Origin of the sequence: Streptomyces sp. NPDC048623, assembly GCF_040650755.1 — a bacterium.
Classification (GTDB): Bacteria; Actinomycetota; Actinomycetes; order Streptomycetales; family Streptomycetaceae; genus Streptomyces.
Genome location: NZ_JBEZHV010000001.1, coordinates 1 through 18,389 on the forward strand (window position 1 = coordinate 1; position 18,389 = coordinate 18,389).

Sequence of the window (18,389 nt, forward strand, 5' to 3'; positions counted from 1 at the left end):
CGGATGTGGAAGCCCAGTAATGGGTGGAGCTGACCGGTACTAATAGGCCGAGGGCTTGTCCTCAGTTGCTCGCGTCCACTGTGTTAGTTCTGAAGTAACGAACACGCCCCCCTTCGGGGTGCGCGGCGGTTCAACTTCATAGTGTTTCGGTGGTCATAGCGTTAGGGAAACGCCCGGTTACATTCCGAACCCGGAAGCTAAGCCTTTCAGCGCCGATGGTACTGCAGGGGGGACCCTGTGGGAGAGTAGGACACCGCCGAACAACCTTTGTGGGAAAGCCCCGCACCATTTGGTGCGGGGCTTTTCTGCGTTTACGGGCAGCTTGGTCGTACCCAGGGACCACGAATCCTGGGATCAAGAATCCGCTTGTGGGTGGGGTGCGGCGATGGCGAAGATCGTGGCATGGACTACTTGATTCGCACCGCCCGCGCCGACGAGTGGGAGAAGGTGCGCGAGCTGCGGCTCACCGCCTTGCAGGACCCGGTCGCGCACCTCGCCTTCGTCGAGACGTACGAGACTGCCGTCGCGCAGCCCGATTCCTTCTGGCAGCAGCGGACGGCGAATGCCTCGGAGAGTGGCCCGGGGCGGGTGCGGCAGTTTGTCGCGGAGACGCCGGAGGGGCGCTGGATAGGCTCGACCACGGTGCTCGTCGAGCGACCCTCGGACGCGGAGCCGCTGTTCGGGGAGCCGGCGAAGGTCGACCAGACGCAGTTGGTGGGCGTGTACGTGCGGCCCGAGGCGCGCGGCGGTGGGGTGATCGACGCGCTGTTCCGCGCGGCCGTGGAGTGGTCCTGGACGCTGCCGGAGCCGGCGATCGAGCGGGTGCGGCTGTACGTCCACGAGGACAACGCCCGGGCCGCCGCCTTCTACCGGCGCTTCGGGTTCATACCCTCGGGCGAGCGGATACTCATGCCGGGCTCGGGGAGCGGCTACGACCTGGAGTATGAGCTCCCGAGGCACCGTTAGGGGGCCGGGAGGGGTTCCGGCCAGCGGGCGCGGGCCTGTTCCTGGGAGCGCATCAGGGCGAGCGTCGGGAGGCCCAGTTCCTGGCCCGTGGCGACGAGTTCGGGCAGGCGGGGGATCGGTGCGACCGCCGCGACGTCGTCGAGGACGAGCGTCAGTGGTGGGTCGAGCCGACCGTCGGATGACCGTGCGGCCATGCGGCGGCCGTGCTCGACCACGCTGGCGGCGAGCGCGGTCAGCAGGGGCATCGCGCCCGGGTGGGTGCGCGGGTCCTCGATCGGTTCACCCACCACGTAAAGGGTGCCCTGCTCGGCGACGAAAGATGCGAGCGTCAGCGAATCCGTTCGATTCGCGGTGCAGGCCTGCCGGATGTGGATCGAGGTGAGGGAGGAGAGTGCCCGGGCCGTCAGTTCCTGGGCGGTGGCGCGACGTTCGGGGTGCGCGGTGAGCGCGGATTCGAGCAGTCCGGCCTGGCCGGCGGCGGCCTTGGGGTGGGTACGGAGGATCCGTACGGGCTCGTGGGCGTCGGCGCCCTGGGCCCAGCGGTGCACCTGCTTGAACGGCCGGCCGTCTATGGCGGCGGCGTGCAGCCAGCACCGCAGGAGCGTTTCCGCGGTGTCCGCCACGGCCGCGTCCAGACGCGACTGCGGGCGTACGGGCGCGAGCAGTGCGACGGCCCGGTCACGCGCCTCCTGCGGGTCCTCGCAGCCCTCGGCGGGGTTCCAGTGGAGCCGGGCGGGGGTGTCGCAGAGGTGGCCGGGGTCGTACACCATCACGGGGCCGAGCTTGCCGCGGGCGTCCTTGGTGGTGGCCCACAGCTCGGGGTCGGAGGTCACGACGAGGACGGCGCCCTCCGCGTCCCGTACGGTCTGGACGGCGGCGGGACGGCGGGTGGCGGCGGGGCCGTAGACGAGCCGGGGGACGGACGCGGCGACGGGCACAGGGGCAGGGGAGACGAGGACGGGCGCCGGGGAGCCGGCGGACTCCTGGACCCGGGTTTCCTGGACCTCCGGGGCCTCCGCCGCCCTCAGCGGCTCCTCCCGGTCCGCGGGGCGACGCGGGGCCGGGGGCTGGGTGACCCCAGGGGCGCCTGCCGCCTGATCGGCCTGTGCCTCGTTCGTACGCCCGGCCCGGCCCTTCCCGTACGCCCCCGCCTTCCGGTTCGCGCGGACCGCGCGCCAGCGGGTGAGGGTGCCGAGGACGAAGACCGTGAGGACGACGAGGATCATCGCCTCGCCGATGACCAGGCCCCAGAACAGGCCGTAGCCCGACAGGGTGCCGGGCGGGGTGTCCGGCCAGGCGGTGGCGAGGTCGGTCGGGGCGCCGAGGAGGGAGCGCAGGGCCATGGGAGTACGGGTGAAGGTGACGCCCGGCGGCCAGCCGCCGTGGGAGAGCAGGCCGGCCAGGCCCGTCGCCGTCCAGACCAGGACGGCGAGGCCGAGCAGGAGGGCGAGCAGCCCGACCACGAATCCGTCGGGGATGCCGCTGCCCGACTGCTTGCGCTCCTGCTGCATGTCACGCCACCGTCGACTGGGACGAGTCGTTCATCTGCGCGTTCATCTGCTGCTCGATGAGGATCGCGCGCTGTTCCGTCTCCCATTCCAGTTCCGGGTCCGTCGCGGAGGACTCGGTCATGGCGCGGTCGGTGTAGACGAGCGGGCGTTCCTTCTCGGTGATGAGGTGTTTGACGACCTGGACGTTGCCGTTGACGTCCCACACGGCGATACCGGGCGTGAGCGTCGGGATGATCTCGACGGCCCAGCGCGGCAGGCCGAGGACGCGGCCGGTGTTGCGGGCCTCGTCGGCCTTCTGCGCATAAATCGTGCGTGTGGAGGCCATCTTGAGGATCGCCGCGGCCTCCTTCGCCGCCGCGCCGTCCACGACGTCGGACAGGTGGTGGACGACGGCGACGAAGGACAGACCGAGTCGGCGGCCGAACTTGAGCAGGCGCTGGAACAGCTGGGCCACGAAGGGGCTGTTGATGATGTGCCAGGCCTCCTCGACCAGGAAGATGCGCTTCTTCCGGTCGGGGCGGATCCAGGTGTGTTCCAGCCACACACCGACGATCGCCATGAGGATCGGCATGGCGATGGAGTTGCGGTCGATGTGGGAGAGGTCGAAGACGATGAGCGGGGCGTCGAGGTCGATGCCGACGGTCGTCGGGCCGTCGAACATGCCGCGCAGGTCACCGTCGACGAGCCGGTCGAGGACGAGCGCCACGTCGAGGCCCCAGGCCCGTACATCGTCTATGTCGACGTTCATCGCCTCGGCCGATTCCGCCTCCGGGTGGCGGAGTTGCTCGACGATGTCGGTGAGGATCGGCTGGCGGTCGGTGATGTGCTCGTTGACGTAGGCGTGGGCGACCTTGAGCGCGAAGCCGGAGCGCTCGTCGAGGCCGTGGCCCATCGCCACCTCGATGATGGTGCGCAGCAGGGCGAGCTGCCCGGTCGTGGTGATGGAGGGGTCGAGCGGGTTGAGGCGGATGCCGTCGTCGTTGGCGACCATCGGGTCGAGCCGGATGGGAGTTATCCCCAGCTCCTGCGCGATGAGGTTCCATTCGCCGACGCCGTCCTCGCCCTGGGCGTCGAGGACGACGACCTGGCGGTCGCGGAAGCGCAGCTGGCGGAGCACATAGGTCTTCTCGAGCGCCGACTTGCCGTTGCCGGACTCGCCGAGGACGAGCCAGTGGGGGGCGGGGAGCTGCTGCCCGTACAGCTGGAAGGGGTCGTAGATGTACCCCTTGCCGCTGTAGACCTCGCGGCCGATGATCACGCCGGAGTCGCCGAGGCCGGGGGCCGCGGTCGGCAGGTAGACGGCCTGGGCCTGGCCCGTGGAGGTGCGCACGGGCAGGCGGGTCGTCTCGACCTTGCCGAAGAGGAAGGAGGTGAAGGCTTCGGTGAGGACGGACAGCGGATCTCGCATCGGTCTGTGCCCCTTCGGCCCTAGCGGCGGATGCCGGTCGCGAACGGCAAGGTGTTCACAAAGGCCCGGTGGTGCTCGCGGTCGCACCATTCCAGCTTCAGGTACGACTTGCCGGCGGAGGCCCTGATCGTGCGCTTGTCCCGGGCCAGGGCCTCGGGCGAACGCGACGACACCGTGATGTACCCGACGAGGTTGACCCCGGCCGCGCCGCTGGCGAGATCTTCACCCCGCTGGTCGAGCCTGCCGTGGGCGGCGATGTCGCGCGGGTCGACGGTGCGGTTCATCTTGGCGGCGCGGCTGGCGTCCGCCTCGTCGTTGGTCTTCTCGGTGAGCATGCGCTCGATGGCGACCTCGGTGGGTTCGAGGTCCATGGTGACGGCGACGGTGCGGATGACGTCGGGGGTGTGGACGAGGAGCGGGGCGAGGAAGTTGACGCCGACCGGGGTCATCGGCCACTCCTTGATCCAGGCGGTGGCGTGGCACCAGGGGGCGCGGGTGGCGGACTCGCGGGTCTTGGCCTGGAGGTACGTCGGTTCCATCGCGTCGAGTTCGGCCGGCCAGGCGTTGCGCTTCGACATGGCCTGGATGTGGTCGATGGGGTGGTCCGGGTCGTACATGGAGTGGACGAGGGAGGCGAGCCGGGACTGGCCGAGGGGCTGCCGTACGCGGATGTCGGCTTCCGCCAGGCGGGCGCAGATGTCGGTGAGCTCGCGGGCCATGACGACGGCGAGGCCGGCGTCGCGGTCGAGGCGGCGGGCGCCGGAGGCGTGGCGGGCGGCGCGGGCCATGGCGTTGGCCTCGGCGGCGAGGTCGCGGGTGTAGTGCATACACGCGACGAGGTAGGCGCGGTGCTGCTCGCTGGAGGTCGACACCATGGACTGGAGCTGGTCGTACGACTCCTGGAGCCAGGCCGGGGCCTGGTGGTCGCCGCGCTGGGCGACGTCCTTGGCGTGGGCGTCGGGGTCGGCGGGGAGGGTGCGGGCGAGCATCTGGAGGCGGGTGACGAAGCCGTCTCCGTTGGCGACGTGCTTGAGGAGGGTGCCGAAGCGGTCGACGAGGGCCTCCTGGTCCTCGGAGTCGCGCAGGCCGACGCCGGGGCCCTCGATCTCGATGGCGGCGGTGACGGTGCGGCGGTCGGCGTGCAGGAGGACGGCGATCTCGTCGGGGCCGAAGGGGGCGGAGAGCCAGGTGACGCCGCCGATGCCGGGGGGCGGGCCGATCTCGACCTCGCGGCCGTCGAGGCGGGTGCCGGCCTCGACGGCGGCGGAGCGGTAGGCGGTGCCGCGCTTGAGCATGCGCTTGTAGCTGCGGTTGATCTCGAACCATTTGTAGAAGGTGCGCTGCTTGTACGGGACGTAGACGGCGGCGAGCGCGAGCATGGGCAGGCCGGCGAGCAGGGCGATGCGCAGGGCGAGGACCTGGACGATCAGTCCGCTCATCATGCCGAGGAACGCGCCGGCGATGATGAGGGCGATCTCGCCGGTCTCGCGGTTCTTGCCGACGATCGCGTTCGGCCGGGCGCGGCCGATGAGATACGTGCGGCGGGGCGAGACCGGCTGGGACTGGGTCGTCAACGCCCTGCACCTCCTGAGTTCTTGCTGTTGCTGCTGCGGCTGGTGTGCGGGGTGCCTGCGGTGGGGCTGCTGTTACGGGGCGCGGGGGTGGCGCCCGCGCCTCCGCCCGCCCCGCCGCGGCTGTCTCCGGAGCGGCTGCTGTGGGCGGCGACGCCGCCGGAGAGGGGGTTGGCGGGGCGGGCGCCGCCGCCGGAGCCCTGGGCGCCGCCTCCGCCGTCGCTGCGGGTGCTGTGGGTCTTGATGCCCTGCGAGACGAGGGAGGCGGGGGAGGAGATGACGGCGGCCGCGGTGTTCTCGCCGGCGCGGTGGAGGCGGTTGTCGCGGGAGGCGATGATCTCGTCGCCGAAGCCGGGGACGAAGCGGTAGATCATCGCGGAGGCGAAGATCGCGAGCAGGATGATCGCGAGGCCGGACACGACGGCGGAGAACGCGTCGGGGCCGGTGCCGGAGGAGAGCGCGCCGGCGAGGCCGAGGACGATGACGATGACCGGCTTCACCAGGATCACCGCGATCATGATGCCCGCCCAGCGGCGCACGTGGCCCCACATGTTCTTGTCGACGAGCCCGGAGTAGACGACGACGCCGAGCAGGGCGCCGACGTAGAGCAGCACGGCGCGCAGCACGAGTTCGAGGTAGAGGACGCCGGCCGCGAGCACGGTGACGAGCGAGACGATGATCAGCATGATCGGCCCGCCGCCGATGCTGTCGCCCTTCTCCAGGGCCTGCTTGAAGCTGCCGAAGAAGACGTCGGTCTGCTGGCCGGTGCCGGAGGCGATGACCTCGGTGATGGCGTCGGTGGCGTTGACGACGGTGTAGAGGATGAGCGGCGTGAAGGCGGAGGCGAGGACCGTCAGCCAGAGGAACCCGATGGCCTCGGAGATCGCGGTGGTGAGGGGGACGCCGCGGACGGCGCGCTTGGCGACGGCGAGCAGCCAGAGAAGGAGGGTGAGGAAGGTGGCGGCGGCGAAGACGATCGCGTAGCGCCCGAGGAACTCCATGTTGGTGAAGTCCACGGCCGCGGTCTCCTTGACGGCGCCGGAGAGGGTGTCGACGACCCAGGCGGCGGCCTTGGCGCAGCCGTTGGCGAGGGAGGCGAGGGGGTCGGGGGTGGTGGTGGGGTCGGTGATGGCGGGGCGGGACCCGGGGGACTGCTGGCCGTTCTCGCAGTAGTCGCGGGCCTGGCCCACGATCAGGTCGCACGGGTTGTTGCTGGCCCCCGGCGACGGGGTGCCGGGCGAGGGCGTGCCGCCCGTGGACGGCGTGCCGGTGGGTGTGGGCGTCGGGGCCGCGTAGGCGCGCGAGGCGAGCAGGACGAGCGTGGCCGGCAGGGCCGCCACTGCGGCGCCGGCGGCGCGCAGGGGGAAGCGCCAGCCGGGCGCGCGGCCGGGAGTGCGGCCGGTGGAGCGGCCAGGGCGGGGGTGGCCGGGGCGGTGGGCGGGGCGTCGGTCAGCGGGCATAGGTGAAGCCTCCGTATCCCTCGACGGCCTTGGCGATGTCGTCCGCGACGGAGGCGCGGTTGTCGCCGTTGACGGGAGTCGGGCCCTCGGCCTGCTCCGAGCTGACGACCTTCCAGTCGCCGCCGACCCACTTCAGCTTCTCGGTGATGGTGAACCAGGTGGTGGTCACCGGCTTGGTGGAGCCCTCGCCGGCGAGGCCGACGAGGCCCGTGCACCACACCTCCGCGGTGGCGGTGTCGCCCGTGTAGTCCTTCACCTGGGCGCCCACCGGGATGGTGCGGGAGACGAAGGTGAGGCCGGCCGGGGCGGTGCCGTCGGGCTGCAGGCCCACGTTGGCGAGGAAGCCGGCCGAGTAGGAGTCGTTCAGGTCCTTCACGAGGGCGTCGGCGACGGCCGGGTCATGGAGGGCGCGGACGATGGTCTCGCGCGGACCGCGCTGGAACATGTCCACCGACCCCAGCGCCACCGCGTAATTCGCCGCCGCGCTCTGCGCCCCCTGCTCGTCCCGCGCGAACCCCGCTGGAATCGCGCCGTTCTTGCCCGTCACCGGGCGGACGCCCGTCGGCGCCGTCGGGGCGGCCGACGGGGACGGGGTGCCCTGGCCGGCCGCGGCGCCGCCGCGGGTGGCGGAGTCGGGGGTGCCGTCGCCGCGGTTGGCGAGGGCGATCGCGGCGACCAGGAGGGCCACCACGCCGACCACCGCGATGAGGGAGCGGGAGCTGCGGGCGGGGGGACGGGGGGTGCCGGGGCCGGAGTCGGGGAGGCGGGTGCGGGTCTGGCCGTCGTGCTCGTCGCCGAAGCTCATGCCGGGTACGCCCCCTCGGCCGTTCGCGGGTACGGCGGGCACGACGGGTACGCCGAAGCGAGCCGTGCTGGTTTCCGCGCGGGCGCGGCGTGGTGACTGGACATCAGGGAACGCGACCTCGGTGGTGAGAAACGGGTTAGACGGCCATCCCGTACACGATGGTGAAGAGCGTCCCCAGGGAGCCGATGATGAAGACTCCGGTCAGGCCGGCCACGATCAGGCCCTTGCCCTGTTCGGCGCTGAAGGTGTCGCGCAGGGCGGTGGCGCCGATACGCTGCTTGGCCGCGCCCCAGATGGCGATGCCGAGACAGAGCAGGATGGCCACGGCCATCACGACCTCGATCATCACCTTGGCTTCGGCACCGAGGCTCCCGAAAGGGCCCCAGTTCGGGGCGATTCCACCGATGATGGTGGTGATGTCGCCCTTCTCGGCCGCCAGGTACATGTAACTCACCGCCCCTGTTGGGTAGTTCGTCGCCCCTGCCCGATGGCATGGGTCGTCGACCTATCTTCGCTGATGAAACCGCTCGCGTGTGACGGTTGAACGGCTCTCTTTACCCGATCACCGCACAGTTGACCGATCCGACCGTCTTGACCTGCGACGGTGTGGCCGGTTTGTATGCGAAGACGCGTATGGTCACTCTGTGTATCACGGAGAGTGACTCCGGGCAATGATTGTCGTTGTGGCACCTTTGGGGCGGCGTCGGAGCCGTCGCGGGGGCTGTCGAGGGGGCTCGCGCCTAGACTGGCGCGGCGGGGCGTACTGGCAGGGACCGAGGGGTGGTTGACGGTGCGTAAGGCGCGTGGGGCCTGGCTCGTGGCGGGCGGGGCGGTCGGGGTCTGCCTCGGCTTCGTCGCGCTGCTCGTCGTCGGGACGTACTCCGCGGCCGCCGGGATGCTCGGCGCCGGGAACGGGAAGAACGGGTCCGTGGCGCTGGCGAAGGGGGCCGTGCCGGCCGCGTACCAGGGGCTCGTACAGCAGTGGGGGAACCTCTGCCCCGCGATCAATCCCGCGCTGCTCGCCGCGCAGCTGTACCAGGAGAGCGGCTGGAACCCGACCATCGTCTCGCCCGCGAACGCCCGCGGCATCGCCCAGTTCATCCCGGGCACCTGGGCCGGGCACGGCATCGACGGGGACGGGGACGGGGACCGGGACGTGTGGGACCCGAAGGACGCGATCCCGTCGGCCGCGTCGTACGACTGCGAGCTCGCCGGCTACGTGAAGGACGTGCCCGGGGACGTCACGAACAACATGCTCGCCGCGTACAACGCCGGGGCCTACCGGGTCATCAAGTCCGGTGGTGTGCCGAGGATCAGCGAGACGCAGAACTACGTGCGGATCATCCGCTCCCTGGAGAAGAGCTTCGCCCGGCCGGTCGGCCGGGTCGACCCGTCGAAGCAGGCCGCGGGCGCGATCTACTACGCGCAGCAGAAGCTCGGTACGCCGTATCTCTGGGGCGGTACGGGCACGGCCGCGCAGAACGGGCGGTTCGACTGTTCGGGGCTCACCCAGGCGGCGTACGACTCGGTCGGGATCTCGCTGCCGCGCGTCGCCAACGACCAGTACAACGCCGGGCCGCACCCCGGGCGCGACGAACTGCTCCCCGGCGACCTCGTCTTCTTCTCCGACGACCTGACGAACTCGCGCGCCATCCGGCACGTCGGGATCTACGTGGGCGGCGGCTACATGATCGACGCGCCGCGCACCGGCGCGGTGATCCGCTTCGACCGGATCGACACCCCGGACTACTTCGGGGCCACCCGCGTCACCGAGGACGGGGCCGCGGCGCTGCCCACCCACCTGCCCCGGTGAACCAGTCCTGATCGGGACTCTGTGTGAGGCTCCGGCCCTGGGCTGCGACGGCCCGTCACCTTTCGGTAACGTCGTGGCGATCTTGGGCGCAGAACGGAACGTCGCCTTCGGCCGAATCGTTGCCGATGCGACCGCACCGACCACGGGGGTTGGACACCACCCACACGAAAGCAAGGGGCCGCAGCAGATGGCTGGACTCGCATCGGACGGTTCGAACCCCGATGTCAGCCTGCTCTACGACATCAACGGGCTGGCGAAGGCCGCCCCGCCGTGGTTCGACCGCGTCATGGAGTTCGTCGGCGAGTACGGCATCATGCTCGGCCTCGTCCTCGTGGTGCTCGGCTGCTGGTGGAGCGTGCGCCGGCGCGCGGCGACCGGCGACTCCGTCGCGGGCGTCGCCGGACTGCTGTGGGCGCCGCTCGCCGCCGGCATCGCGCTCCTGGTCAACATCCCGATCCGCGGCTTCGTCGACCGGCCCCGCCCCTTCAAGGACCACCAGGGCCTCGAAGTCCTCGTCGCCGGCAAGACCGACTACTCCTTCGTCAGCGACCACGCCACCCTCGCGATGGCCGTCGCCGTCGGCGTCTTCATCGCGCACCGGCGCTACGGACTGCTCGCCATCGGGCTCGCCCTCGCCGAGGCCTTCTGCCGGGTCTACATGGGCGTCCACTACCCGACCGACGTCGTCGGCGGCCTCGCCCTCGGCACCGCCGTCGCGCTGCTCCTCGCGCCGCTCGCGCTCGCGCTGCTGACCCCGGTGCTCTCCGCCGTCGCCCGCTCCCCGCGCGGCGCCCGCCTCATCCGCTCGCGCCGCGCCGCCGAACGCCTCGCGGTCGCCGAGGCCCCCGCCATCCCGGAACCCCGGCTGGGGACCGGGGAGAGCGACCTCGCGGCCTGACGGACCCGACGGACCCGACGGACCCGACGGACCAGCCTCTCCATCACGGACCTGACCTATCGGGTCCTACGCCGTCCTCGCCGTCGCACTCTCCGAGTGCCTCGCCGCGTCCGTACGGGCTCGTTCGCGGGATCGGCGGGCCGGGCCCGACCAGCCGCAGCTGCACCGGGCGAACGCGAAGGAACCGCGCTCCGTGGTCTCCGTGTGATGCACGTGTCCACCGTACTGCGCGATGCGTGACGGGTCGTCGGGAGCGTCGTTATCCGGTGGGCGGGATCCGGACGGCGGCGGCAGGTTGTTGGGGGTTGGCAGGCGATGGTGGTGCGGAACGGACGCGCGGGCGGGGCCTGGGTGGCCGTCGCCGCGGTGCTGCTTGTCGGCGGCTGCTCGGCGCCCGCCGACGACGACGCCCCGGGCGGCGGCGGGGGCGATCCGGCCGAGACGGTGCGCGACGCCGCCGAGGGGCTGGCGCGGGCCGGCTCCGCCAGGGCGAGCACGTCGATGGAGATGGCCTCCGGCGGCACCCGGGTCACCATCCGCGGCGAGGGAAGCTACGACTTCCGGCTCCGCACCGGCAGCCTCCAGGTGGTGCTGCCCAAGGACGCCGCAGGGGAGAGCGCGCACCGCCCCATCACCGAGCTGCTCGCGCCGGGCGCGCTGTACATGAAGAACCGCGGCGCCGGCGTCCCCGCCGACAAGTGGGTACGGGTCGACACCACCACCCTCGACGACGGGAACCTCGTGACCGGCGGCGCCACCGACCCGGCCGCCGCGGCCGAGCTGCTGCGCGGCGCGCGGGGGGTCACGTACGTGGGAGAGACCGAGCTCGCCGGGGAGAAGGTCCGGCACTACCGCGGTACGGCGGACATCGGCGAGGCCGCGCGGCTCGCCTCGCCGCAGGTGCGCGGCGCGCTGGCCGCCGCGGCGAAAGGGTTCACCACGGACACCGTGCCCTTCGACGCGTTTCTCGACGAGACCGGGCGGCTGCGCAAGGTCCGCCACCGGTTCAGCTTCAGCAATCAGGGCCGTACGGTCGCGGTCGCGTCGACCACGCTCCTGTACGGGTTCGGGGCGCGGGTCACGGTGGAGCTGCCGGCGCGGAAGGACATCTACGCCGGGAAGATCAAGGCCTGAGCGCGAGCGCGCACCTGCGGCGGTGGGGTGGCGGACCATGGCGAAATGGTCCGGACGTGTCATGTGCGGTCCGTAGGGCCCTCCCTACGCTGGGATACCGACGTCGGCAGGAAGAGGTGTAGGCACATGGCTCCGCCGCTCGGTACCGCGACCGTCGCGCTCGGGGATCCCGACTGCGTGGCCCTGGCCGAAATCGAACTGTGCGGTGAGCTGATCATCGCTGCCTCCGCCGTCGACGGGGAGCGGCTGAGCCCCGACCGTATCGACGAGGTGCTCCGGGGCGCGGGCCTGCCCTAGACGAGCAGGTCGTCCGGACCGGGCCGCTGCTCAGGTCCGCATCATCCGCGCGATGGCCTTCGTGGCCTCCTCGACCTTGGACTCGATCTCGTCGCCGCCCTTGGTCGCCGCGTCCGCGACGCAGTGCCGCAGGTGCTCCTCCAGGAGCTGGAGCGCGAAGGACTGCAGCGCCTTCGTCGAGGCGGACACCTGGGTGAGGATGTCGATGCAGTACACGTCCTCGTCGACCATCCGCTGCAGGCCCCGGATCTGGCCCTCGATGCGGCGCAGCCGCTTCAGGTGCTCGTCCTTCTGCTTGTGGTAGCCGTGCACCGCGTGGTCGTGACCCTGGCCGTGGTCGTGACCGTGGTCCGTCGACGGCTGAGTGGTCTCGGGGGTGACCTCGGCCGCCGCCTCGGTGGTCGTCATCGCGTCCTCCCGCTGTCCAGAAAAGGGGTGTCTATACCCCTGCTGGGTATATGGTACCGATCCCCGCGAATCGGGGCGGGGGCCCGTGCAGATCACTGTGCCTGATGGGCGACACTGAAGGGACGCCGGTTAGCCGTGGCCGGATGATGCGCCTAGCATCAGCCTGACCGAATTCCAGCACCCCGAGGACCCCACGTGCGATTTCGTCTGACCCCCAGGGAGACGAGCTTCTATGACATGTTCGCCGCGTCCGCGGACAACATCGTCACGGGCGCCAAGCTCCTGATGGAACTGCTCGGAGCGGACTCGTCCGCCCGGGCCGAGATCGCGGAACGGATGCGGGCAGCGGAGCACGCCGGCGACGACGCGACCCACGCCATCTTCCACCAGCTGAACTCCTCCTTCATCACGCCGTTCGACCGCGAGGACATCTACTCCCTCGCGTCGTCCCTCGACGACATCATGGACTTCATGGAGGAGGCCGTCGACCTGGTGGTCCTCTACAACATCGAGGAACTGCCCAAGGGCGTCGAGCAGCAGATCGAGGTGCTGGCCCGGGCGGCGGAGCTGACCGCCGAGGCCATGCCGAACCTGCGGACCATGGCGAACCTCACCGAGTACTGGATCGAGGTCAACCGGCTCGAGAACCAGGCCGACCAGATCCACCGCAAGCTGCTCGCCCACCTCTTCAACGGCAAGTACGACGCCATCGAGGTGCTGAAGCTCAAGCAGGTCGTGGATGTCCTGGAAGAGGCGGCGGACGCCTTCGAGCACGTGGCCAACACCGTGGAGACCATCGCGGTCAAGGAGTCCTGAGGCTTCGTGGACACCTTCGCTCTGATCGTGACCATCGGTGTCGCGCTCGGCTTCACGTATACGAACGGATTCCACGACTCGGCGAACGCCATCGCCACCTCGGTGTCCACCCGGGCACTGACCCCGCGGGCCGCCCTCGCGATGGCCGCGGTCATGAACCTCGCCGGTGCCTTCCTCGGCCAGGGGGTCGCGCACACCGTCAGCAAGGGCCTCATCGAGACGCCCACCGGCGACAAGGGGATGGGCATCCTCTTCGCCGCGCTGCTCGGCGCGATCGTCTGGAACCTGGTCACCTGGTACTTCGGTCTTCCCTCGTCCTCCTCGCACGCGCTGTTCGGCGGCATGGTGGGCGCGGCGCTCGCGGGTGGCACGGAGGTCATCTGGTCGGGAGTCCTGGAGAAGGTCGTCATCCCGATGTTCGTCTCGCCGGTGGTCGGCCTCATCGTCGGTTACCTGGTCATGTGCGTGATCCTGTGGCTCTTCCGCAAGGCCAACCCGCACAAGGCCAAGCGCGGCTTCCGTATCGCGCAGACCGTCTCGGCGGCCGGCATGGCGCTCGGCCACGGTCTCCAGGACGCGCAGAAGACGATGGGCATCGTGGTGATGGCCCTGGTCATCGCGGACGTCCAGGGGAGCGACGACCCGATCCCGGTGTGGGTGAAGATCGTCTGCGCGACGATGCTCTCCCTCGGTACGTACGCGGGCGGCTGGCGGATCATGCGGACCCTCGGCCGCAAGATCATCGAGCTGGACCCGCCGCAGGGCTTCGCGGCCGAGACCACGGGCGCGTCGATCATGTTCGGCGCGGGCCTGATGTTCGGCGCGCCGATCTCCACGACCCACGTCATCACCTCGGCGATCATGGGTGTGGGCGCCACCAAGCGCGTCAACGCGGTCCGCTGGGGCGTCGCCAAGAACATCGTGATGGGCTGGTTCATCACGATGCCGGCGGCGGCGATCGTGGCGGCGCTGAGCTACTACGTGGTGGCGCTGCTCTTCGGCTAGAGATGCCGTGAAAGTGGTTGGGCCCGGCTCCCCTGTGGGGGAGCCGGGCCCTCTCGTTGTCGTACGGCGGCACCGCCATGCAGCGCCGTACGACGTCTTATCCGAAGCGGCCGGAGATGTAGTCCTCGGTCGCCTGGACGCTCGGGTTGGAGAAGATGCGCTCGGTGTCGTCCAGCTCGATCAGCTTGCCGGGCTGTCCGACCGCCGCCAGGTTGAAGAAGGCGGTGCGGTCCGAGACGCGGGCGGCCTGCTGCATGTTGTGCGTCACGATGACGATCGTGAAGCGCTCCTTCAGCTCGCCGATGAGGTCCTCGATCGCCAGCGTCGAGATCGGGTCGAGGGCCGAGCAGGGCTCGTCCATCAGCAGCACGTCCGGCTCGACCGCGATGGCGCGGGCGATGCACAGGCGCTGCTGCTGACCGCCGGAGAGGCCGGAGCCCGGCTTGTTCAGGCGGTCCTTGACCTCGTTCCAGAGGTTGGCGCCCTTGAGGGAGCGCTCGACGATGTCGTTGAGCTCGGACTTCTTGTACGAGCCGTTGAGGCGCAGGCCCGCCGCCACGTTGTCGAAGATCGACATGGTGGGGAAGGGGTTCGGGCGCTGGAAGACCATGCCGACGGTGCGGCGCACCGCGACCGGGTCGACACCGGCGCCGTACAGGTTCTCGTCGTCCAGCATCACCTTGCCCTCGACGCGGCCGCCGGGGGTGACCTCGTGCATCCGGTTCAGGGTGCGCAGGAAGGTGGACTTGCCGCAGCCGGAGGGGCCGATGAAGGCCGTCACGGAGCGGGGCTCGACGGTCATCGAGATGTCGTCGATCGCCTTGTGGTTGCCGTAGTACGCGGAGAGGCCGCTGACGTCGATTCGCTTGGCCATATCAATTCACATCCAGGAGTAACCGCGGTCAGCGGCCGGTCTTCGGGGCCTTCCAGCGGGCGATGCCGCGGGCCACCATGTTGAGGATCATGACGAAGGCGATCAGGACGAGCGCGGCGGCCCAGGCACGGGCCATCGACGCGTCGGTGCCGACCGCGAACTGCTCGTACACATAGAGCGGCAGCGACGACTGGGCGCCTTCGAAGGGGTTCGGGTTGATGAGCTTCGTACCGAACACGAGGAGGAGTACGGGGGCCGTCTCACCGGTGATACGGGCGACCGCGAGCATGACGCCCGTGGTGATGCCGCCGATCGCGGTGGGCAGGACCACCTTCAGGATCGTGCGCCACTTGGGGATGCCGAGGGCGTAGGAGGCCTCGCGCAGCTCGTTCGGGACGAGCTTGAGCATCTCCTCGGTGGAGCGGACCACGACCGGCATCATCAGGATCGCGAGGGCCATCGCGCCGGCGAAACCGGAGGGGCCGAAGCCCAGGATCAGGTTCCAGGTGGCGAGGATGAAGAGGCCCGCGACGATCGACGGGATGCCCGTCATGACGTCGACGAAGAAGGTGACGGCGGAGGCGAGCTTTCCGCCGCCGTACTCGACGAGGTAGACCGCGGTCAGGAGGCCGATCGGGGCGGCGATCAGGGTCGCGATGGCGACCTGCTCGATCGTGCCGAGCAGGGCGTGGTAGACACCGCCGCCGGCCTCGGCGTCGAGGACGCCGTTCATGGAGTGGCTCAGGAAGTACGGGTCGAGGGCCTCGATGCCCTTGCTGATCGTGACCCACGCGAGGGAGAGCAGCGGGACGACGGCGAGGACGAAGGCGACCCAGATGAGGCTGGTGGCGACCCGGTCCTTGGCCTGTCGGACGCCCTCCACCTTGGTGGTGATGGCGAACGTGGCGAGGACGAAGATCAGCGCGGCGAGGAGGCCCCACTGCACCTTGCTGGTCCAGCCGGCCCCGAGGCCGATGCCGATGCCGGCGGCGATCGAGCCGGCGGCGATCGCGGCGGGGGTCCAGCGCGGGAGGCGGGCGTGGGAGAGCGGACGGCGCGGGCTCACGGCCACCGGACGGTCCTGTATGGCGTGGCTCATGCGTTGGCCCCCGAGTACTCCTTGCGGCGCGCGATGATCATGCGGGCGGCGCCGTTGACCAGCAGCGTGATGACGAAGAGGACGAGACCGGAGGCGATCAGGGCGTCGCGGCCGTACTCGTTGGCCTCGTTGAACTTCGCGGCGATGTTCTGCGCGAAGGTGCCGCCGCCCGGGTCGAGCAGGTGGCCCGAGAGCACGAAGCTGGGGGAGAGGACGACGGCGACGGCCATCGTCTCGCCGAGGGCGCGGCCGAGGCCGAGCATCGAGGCGGAGATGATGCCGGAACGGCCGAAGGGCAGCACCGACATGCGGATGACCTCCCAGCGCGTGGCGCCGAGGGCCAGTGCGGCCTCCTCGTGCATGCGCGGGACCTGGAGGAAGACCTCGCGGGTCACGTTGGTGATGATCGGGAGGATCATGATCGCCAGCAGGATGCCGACGGTGAACATGTTGCGGGCGACGCCGTCGCTGGACTTGTCGAAGATGTACGTCCAGCCGAGGTACTGGTCGAGCCACTTGTTCAGGCCGCCCAGGTAGGGCACGAGGAAGATCGCGCCCCAGAGGCCGTAGATGATGCTGGGCACGGCGGCGAGCAGGTCGACCACGTACGCGAGCGGCTTGGCCAGCTTGCGCGGGGCGTAGTGCGAGATGAACAGCGCGATGCCGATGGCGACCGGCACGGCGATGAGCATCGCGATGAGCGACGAGACGATCGTGCCGAAGACGAGGACGGCAATGCCGAAGACCGGCGGGGTGCCCGCCGGGTTCCACTCGAAGGTGGTGAAGAAGTTCGTGCTGTCGTCCGAGATCGCGAGGACGGCGCGGTAGGTGAGGAAGACCGCGATCGCGGCCATGATCACGAGGAGGGTGATACCGGAACCGCGGGAGAGACCGGCGAAGATCCGGTCTCCGGGGCGGGTCGCGCTCTTGGCGCGCCGGCTCCTCTGTATGTCTGGTGTGGTCGAAGCCATCGTGTCGTTTCTCCGGTCTGCGGGGCCGGTCGGTACGGCGCGCTGTGCGGCGTGCGTACGGTGGCGGCCCCTGGCGGCGGTGCACCGGATGCCGGGGGCGGCCCCCCTACGGGAGGAAGGGGGCCGCCCCCGGTCGGGGTCAGGACAGGGTGGGGACGATCTCGCGGACCTTGGCCGCGATCTCGGCCGGGAGCGGGGCGTAGCCGGCGTCGGAGAGGACCTTCTGGCCCTCCTCGCTGGCGGTGTAGGTGAGGAACGCCTTCAGGGTCGGCAGGGTCTCCGCCTTGTTGCCCTTGTCGCAGGCGATCTCGTACGTCACGAGGACCATCGGGTAGGCGCCCTCGGCCTTGGTGGTGTAGTCGAGGGAGAGCGCCAGGTCGGAGCCGGTGCCCTTGATCTTGGCGGCGGCGATGGCCTTGGAGGCGTTCTCCGTGGTGGCCGCGACCGGGGCGGCGGCACCGGTGTTGATGCTGACCGTGGAGATCTTGTTGGTGGTCGCGTAGGAGAGCTCGAAGTAGCCGATGGAGCCCTCGGCGTCCTTGACCGCGGTGGCGACACCGGAGGAGCCGCTGGCGGCCTGGCCGTCCTTGGCGGGCCACGACTTCGTCTTCGGGTCGTACTTCCAGTCGGCCGGGGCGGCGGCGGAGAGGTACTTGCCCAGGTTCTGGGTGGTGCCCGACTCGTCGGAGCGGTGGAAGGCCTGGATGGTGGAGTCGGGGAGCTTGGCGCCCGGGTTCAGCTTGGCGATCGCCGGGTCGTTCCACTTGGTGATCTTGGTGTCGAAGATCTTGGCGATCGTGGGGGCGTCGAGGACCAGGTTGTCCACGCCGTCCAGCTTGTAACCGATGGCGATCGGGCCGCCGACCATCGGGAGGTTGACGCCCTTGCCGGTCTTGCAGATCTTCTGCGACTCGGCGACCTCTTCGTCCTTCAGGGCGGAGTCAGAGCCGGCCATGGCGACCTGGCCCTGGTTGAACTTGGTGATGCCACCGCCGGAACCGATCGGCTGGTAGTTGATCTCGACGCCGGAGCAGGCGGCCTGGAAGTTCTTCACCCACAGGTCCATGGCGTTCTTCTGCGCGGACGAGCCGGCGGCGAGAAGCTGACCCTTGGCGCCGTCGCACTTGATGCTCGACGCGGCGGCCGAGGTCTTGCCGCCGTCCTTGGTGGGCTCGTTGTTGTTGTCCGAACCACACGCCGAGAGGACGAGCGCGCCGGAGACGACGAGGGCACCGATCGCGGAGGCGCGAAGCCCGTTCTTACGCGAAAGCTTCACTTTCGGCTGTTCCTTCCAGAAGTCGCCTGCCGCGGACCTTGCTGTCCTGAACGTTGTACGGCGGCGCGTGTCGGGGT

Annotated in this window: 18 protein-coding genes and 1 rRNA gene; 8 read left to right on the forward strand and 11 right to left on the reverse strand. The window is 70.2% G+C overall.

The genetic code is table 11. The features are described from left to right. The first annotated feature begins 145 nt into the window (after positions 1-145). Positions 146-262: ribosomal RNA gene (gene rrf / locus AB0C73_RS00005) — 5S ribosomal RNA — on the forward strand. Positions 263-402: 140 nt separating this feature from the next. Continuing rightward, the gene (locus AB0C73_RS00010; RefSeq protein ID WP_362522828.1) at positions 403-966 is read left to right on the forward strand and encodes a GNAT family N-acetyltransferase; all 564 of its coding nucleotides are present in this window, start codon (positions 403-405) and stop codon (positions 964-966) included. Here AB0C73_RS00010 and AB0C73_RS00015 read toward each other — a convergent pair. The 6 genes from AB0C73_RS00015 to AB0C73_RS00040 all read right to left on the reverse strand — a co-directional run bounded on the left by AB0C73_RS00015 (position 963) and on the right by AB0C73_RS00040 (position 8,166). Further along, complete coding sequence (locus AB0C73_RS00015) at positions 963-2,477, reverse strand: type VI secretion protein (RefSeq protein ID WP_362522829.1); 1,515 nt, start codon at positions 2,475-2,477, stop codon at positions 963-965. The genes AB0C73_RS00010 and AB0C73_RS00015 overlap by 4 nt on opposite strands. A 1-nt stretch (position 2,478) precedes the next feature. Further along, the gene (locus AB0C73_RS00020; RefSeq protein ID WP_362522830.1) at positions 2,479-3,885 is read right to left on the reverse strand and encodes an ATP-binding protein; all 1,407 of its coding nucleotides are present in this window, start codon (positions 3,883-3,885) and stop codon (positions 2,479-2,481) included. 20 nt (positions 3,886-3,905) lie between these two features. Then, complete coding sequence (locus AB0C73_RS00025; RefSeq protein WP_362522832.1) at positions 3,906-5,459, reverse strand: SCO6880 family protein; 1,554 nt, start codon at positions 5,457-5,459, stop codon at positions 3,906-3,908. Then, positions 5,456-6,916, reverse strand: a complete 1,461-nt coding sequence (locus tag AB0C73_RS00030) for a hypothetical protein (protein ID WP_362522834.1) — start codon at positions 6,914-6,916, stop codon at positions 5,456-5,458. The genes AB0C73_RS00025 and AB0C73_RS00030 overlap by 4 nt, the downstream gene beginning before the upstream one ends. Further along, positions 6,906-7,721 (reverse strand): hypothetical protein, encoded by an 816-nt coding sequence (locus AB0C73_RS00035; protein WP_362522836.1) that lies wholly within the window; start codon positions 7,719-7,721, stop codon positions 6,906-6,908. The genes AB0C73_RS00030 and AB0C73_RS00035 overlap by 11 nt, the downstream gene beginning before the upstream one ends. Before the next feature lie 136 nt (positions 7,722-7,857). Beyond that, on the reverse strand, positions 7,858-8,166 hold the full coding sequence (locus tag AB0C73_RS00040; protein ID WP_046908545.1) for a hypothetical protein: 309 nt from the start codon (positions 8,164-8,166) through the stop codon (positions 7,858-7,860). A gap of 345 nt (positions 8,167-8,511) precedes the next feature. Between AB0C73_RS00040 and AB0C73_RS00045 the strand changes: the two genes are divergently transcribed. The 4 genes from AB0C73_RS00045 to AB0C73_RS00060 all read left to right on the forward strand — a co-directional run bounded on the left by AB0C73_RS00045 (position 8,512) and on the right by AB0C73_RS00060 (position 11,863). Then, complete coding sequence (locus AB0C73_RS00045; RefSeq protein WP_362522838.1) at positions 8,512-9,534, forward strand: bifunctional lytic transglycosylase/C40 family peptidase; 1,023 nt, start codon at positions 8,512-8,514, stop codon at positions 9,532-9,534. Positions 9,535-9,721: 187 nt separating this feature from the next. Next, positions 9,722-10,432, forward strand: coding sequence for a phosphatase PAP2 family protein (locus tag AB0C73_RS00050; RefSeq protein WP_362522840.1), 711 nt, complete (start codon positions 9,722-9,724; stop codon positions 10,430-10,432). Positions 10,433-10,747: 315 nt separating this feature from the next. Continuing rightward, complete coding sequence (locus tag AB0C73_RS00055; RefSeq protein WP_362522842.1) at positions 10,748-11,566, forward strand: hypothetical protein; 819 nt, start codon at positions 10,748-10,750, stop codon at positions 11,564-11,566. Between the two features lie 126 nt (positions 11,567-11,692). Then, positions 11,693-11,863 (forward strand): hypothetical protein, encoded by a 171-nt coding sequence (locus tag AB0C73_RS00060; protein ID WP_362522844.1) that lies wholly within the window; start codon positions 11,693-11,695, stop codon positions 11,861-11,863. A 30-nt stretch (positions 11,864-11,893) separates the two neighbouring features. Here AB0C73_RS00060 and AB0C73_RS00065 read toward each other — a convergent pair whose 3' ends face one another. Beyond that, a complete protein-coding gene (locus AB0C73_RS00065; RefSeq protein ID WP_362522846.1) occupies positions 11,894-12,271 on the reverse strand; it encodes a metal-sensing transcriptional repressor in 378 nt (125 codons plus the stop codon). A gap of 195 nt (positions 12,272-12,466) precedes the next feature. Between AB0C73_RS00065 and AB0C73_RS00070 the strand changes: the two genes are divergently transcribed. Together AB0C73_RS00070 and AB0C73_RS00075 are read left to right on the forward strand one after the other, a co-directional pair. Next, complete coding sequence (locus AB0C73_RS00070; RefSeq protein ID WP_265867459.1) at positions 12,467-13,087, forward strand: DUF47 family protein; 621 nt, start codon at positions 12,467-12,469, stop codon at positions 13,085-13,087. Positions 13,088-13,093: 6 nt separating this feature from the next. Next, the gene (locus AB0C73_RS00075; protein ID WP_362522848.1) at positions 13,094-14,092 is read left to right on the forward strand and encodes an inorganic phosphate transporter; all 999 of its coding nucleotides are present in this window, start codon (positions 13,094-13,096) and stop codon (positions 14,090-14,092) included. Positions 14,093-14,189: 97 nt separating this feature from the next. Here AB0C73_RS00075 and pstB read toward each other — a convergent pair whose 3' ends face one another. The 4 genes from pstB to pstS form a co-directional block, all read right to left on the reverse strand. After that, positions 14,190-14,966 carry a phosphate ABC transporter ATP-binding protein PstB gene (gene pstB, locus AB0C73_RS00080; RefSeq protein ID WP_361587556.1) on the reverse strand — a complete coding sequence of 259 codons (777 nt, stop codon included), beginning with the start codon at positions 14,964-14,966 and terminating at the stop codon, positions 14,190-14,192. A 28-nt stretch (positions 14,967-14,994) separates the two neighbouring features. Beyond that, positions 14,995-16,065 (reverse strand): phosphate ABC transporter permease PstA, encoded by a 1,071-nt coding sequence (pstA, locus tag AB0C73_RS00085; RefSeq protein WP_362522850.1) that lies wholly within the window; start codon positions 16,063-16,065, stop codon positions 14,995-14,997. Then, positions 16,062-17,036 (reverse strand): phosphate ABC transporter permease subunit PstC, encoded by a 975-nt coding sequence (gene pstC / locus AB0C73_RS00090; RefSeq protein ID WP_362522852.1) that lies wholly within the window; start codon positions 17,034-17,036, stop codon positions 16,062-16,064. The genes pstA and pstC overlap by 4 nt, the downstream gene beginning before the upstream one ends. A gap of 139 nt (positions 17,037-17,175) precedes the next feature. Then, a complete protein-coding gene (pstS, locus tag AB0C73_RS00095) occupies positions 17,176-18,312 on the reverse strand; it encodes a phosphate ABC transporter substrate-binding protein PstS (protein WP_362522854.1) in 1,137 nt (378 codons plus the stop codon). Positions 18,313-18,389: the final 77 nt, after the last annotated feature.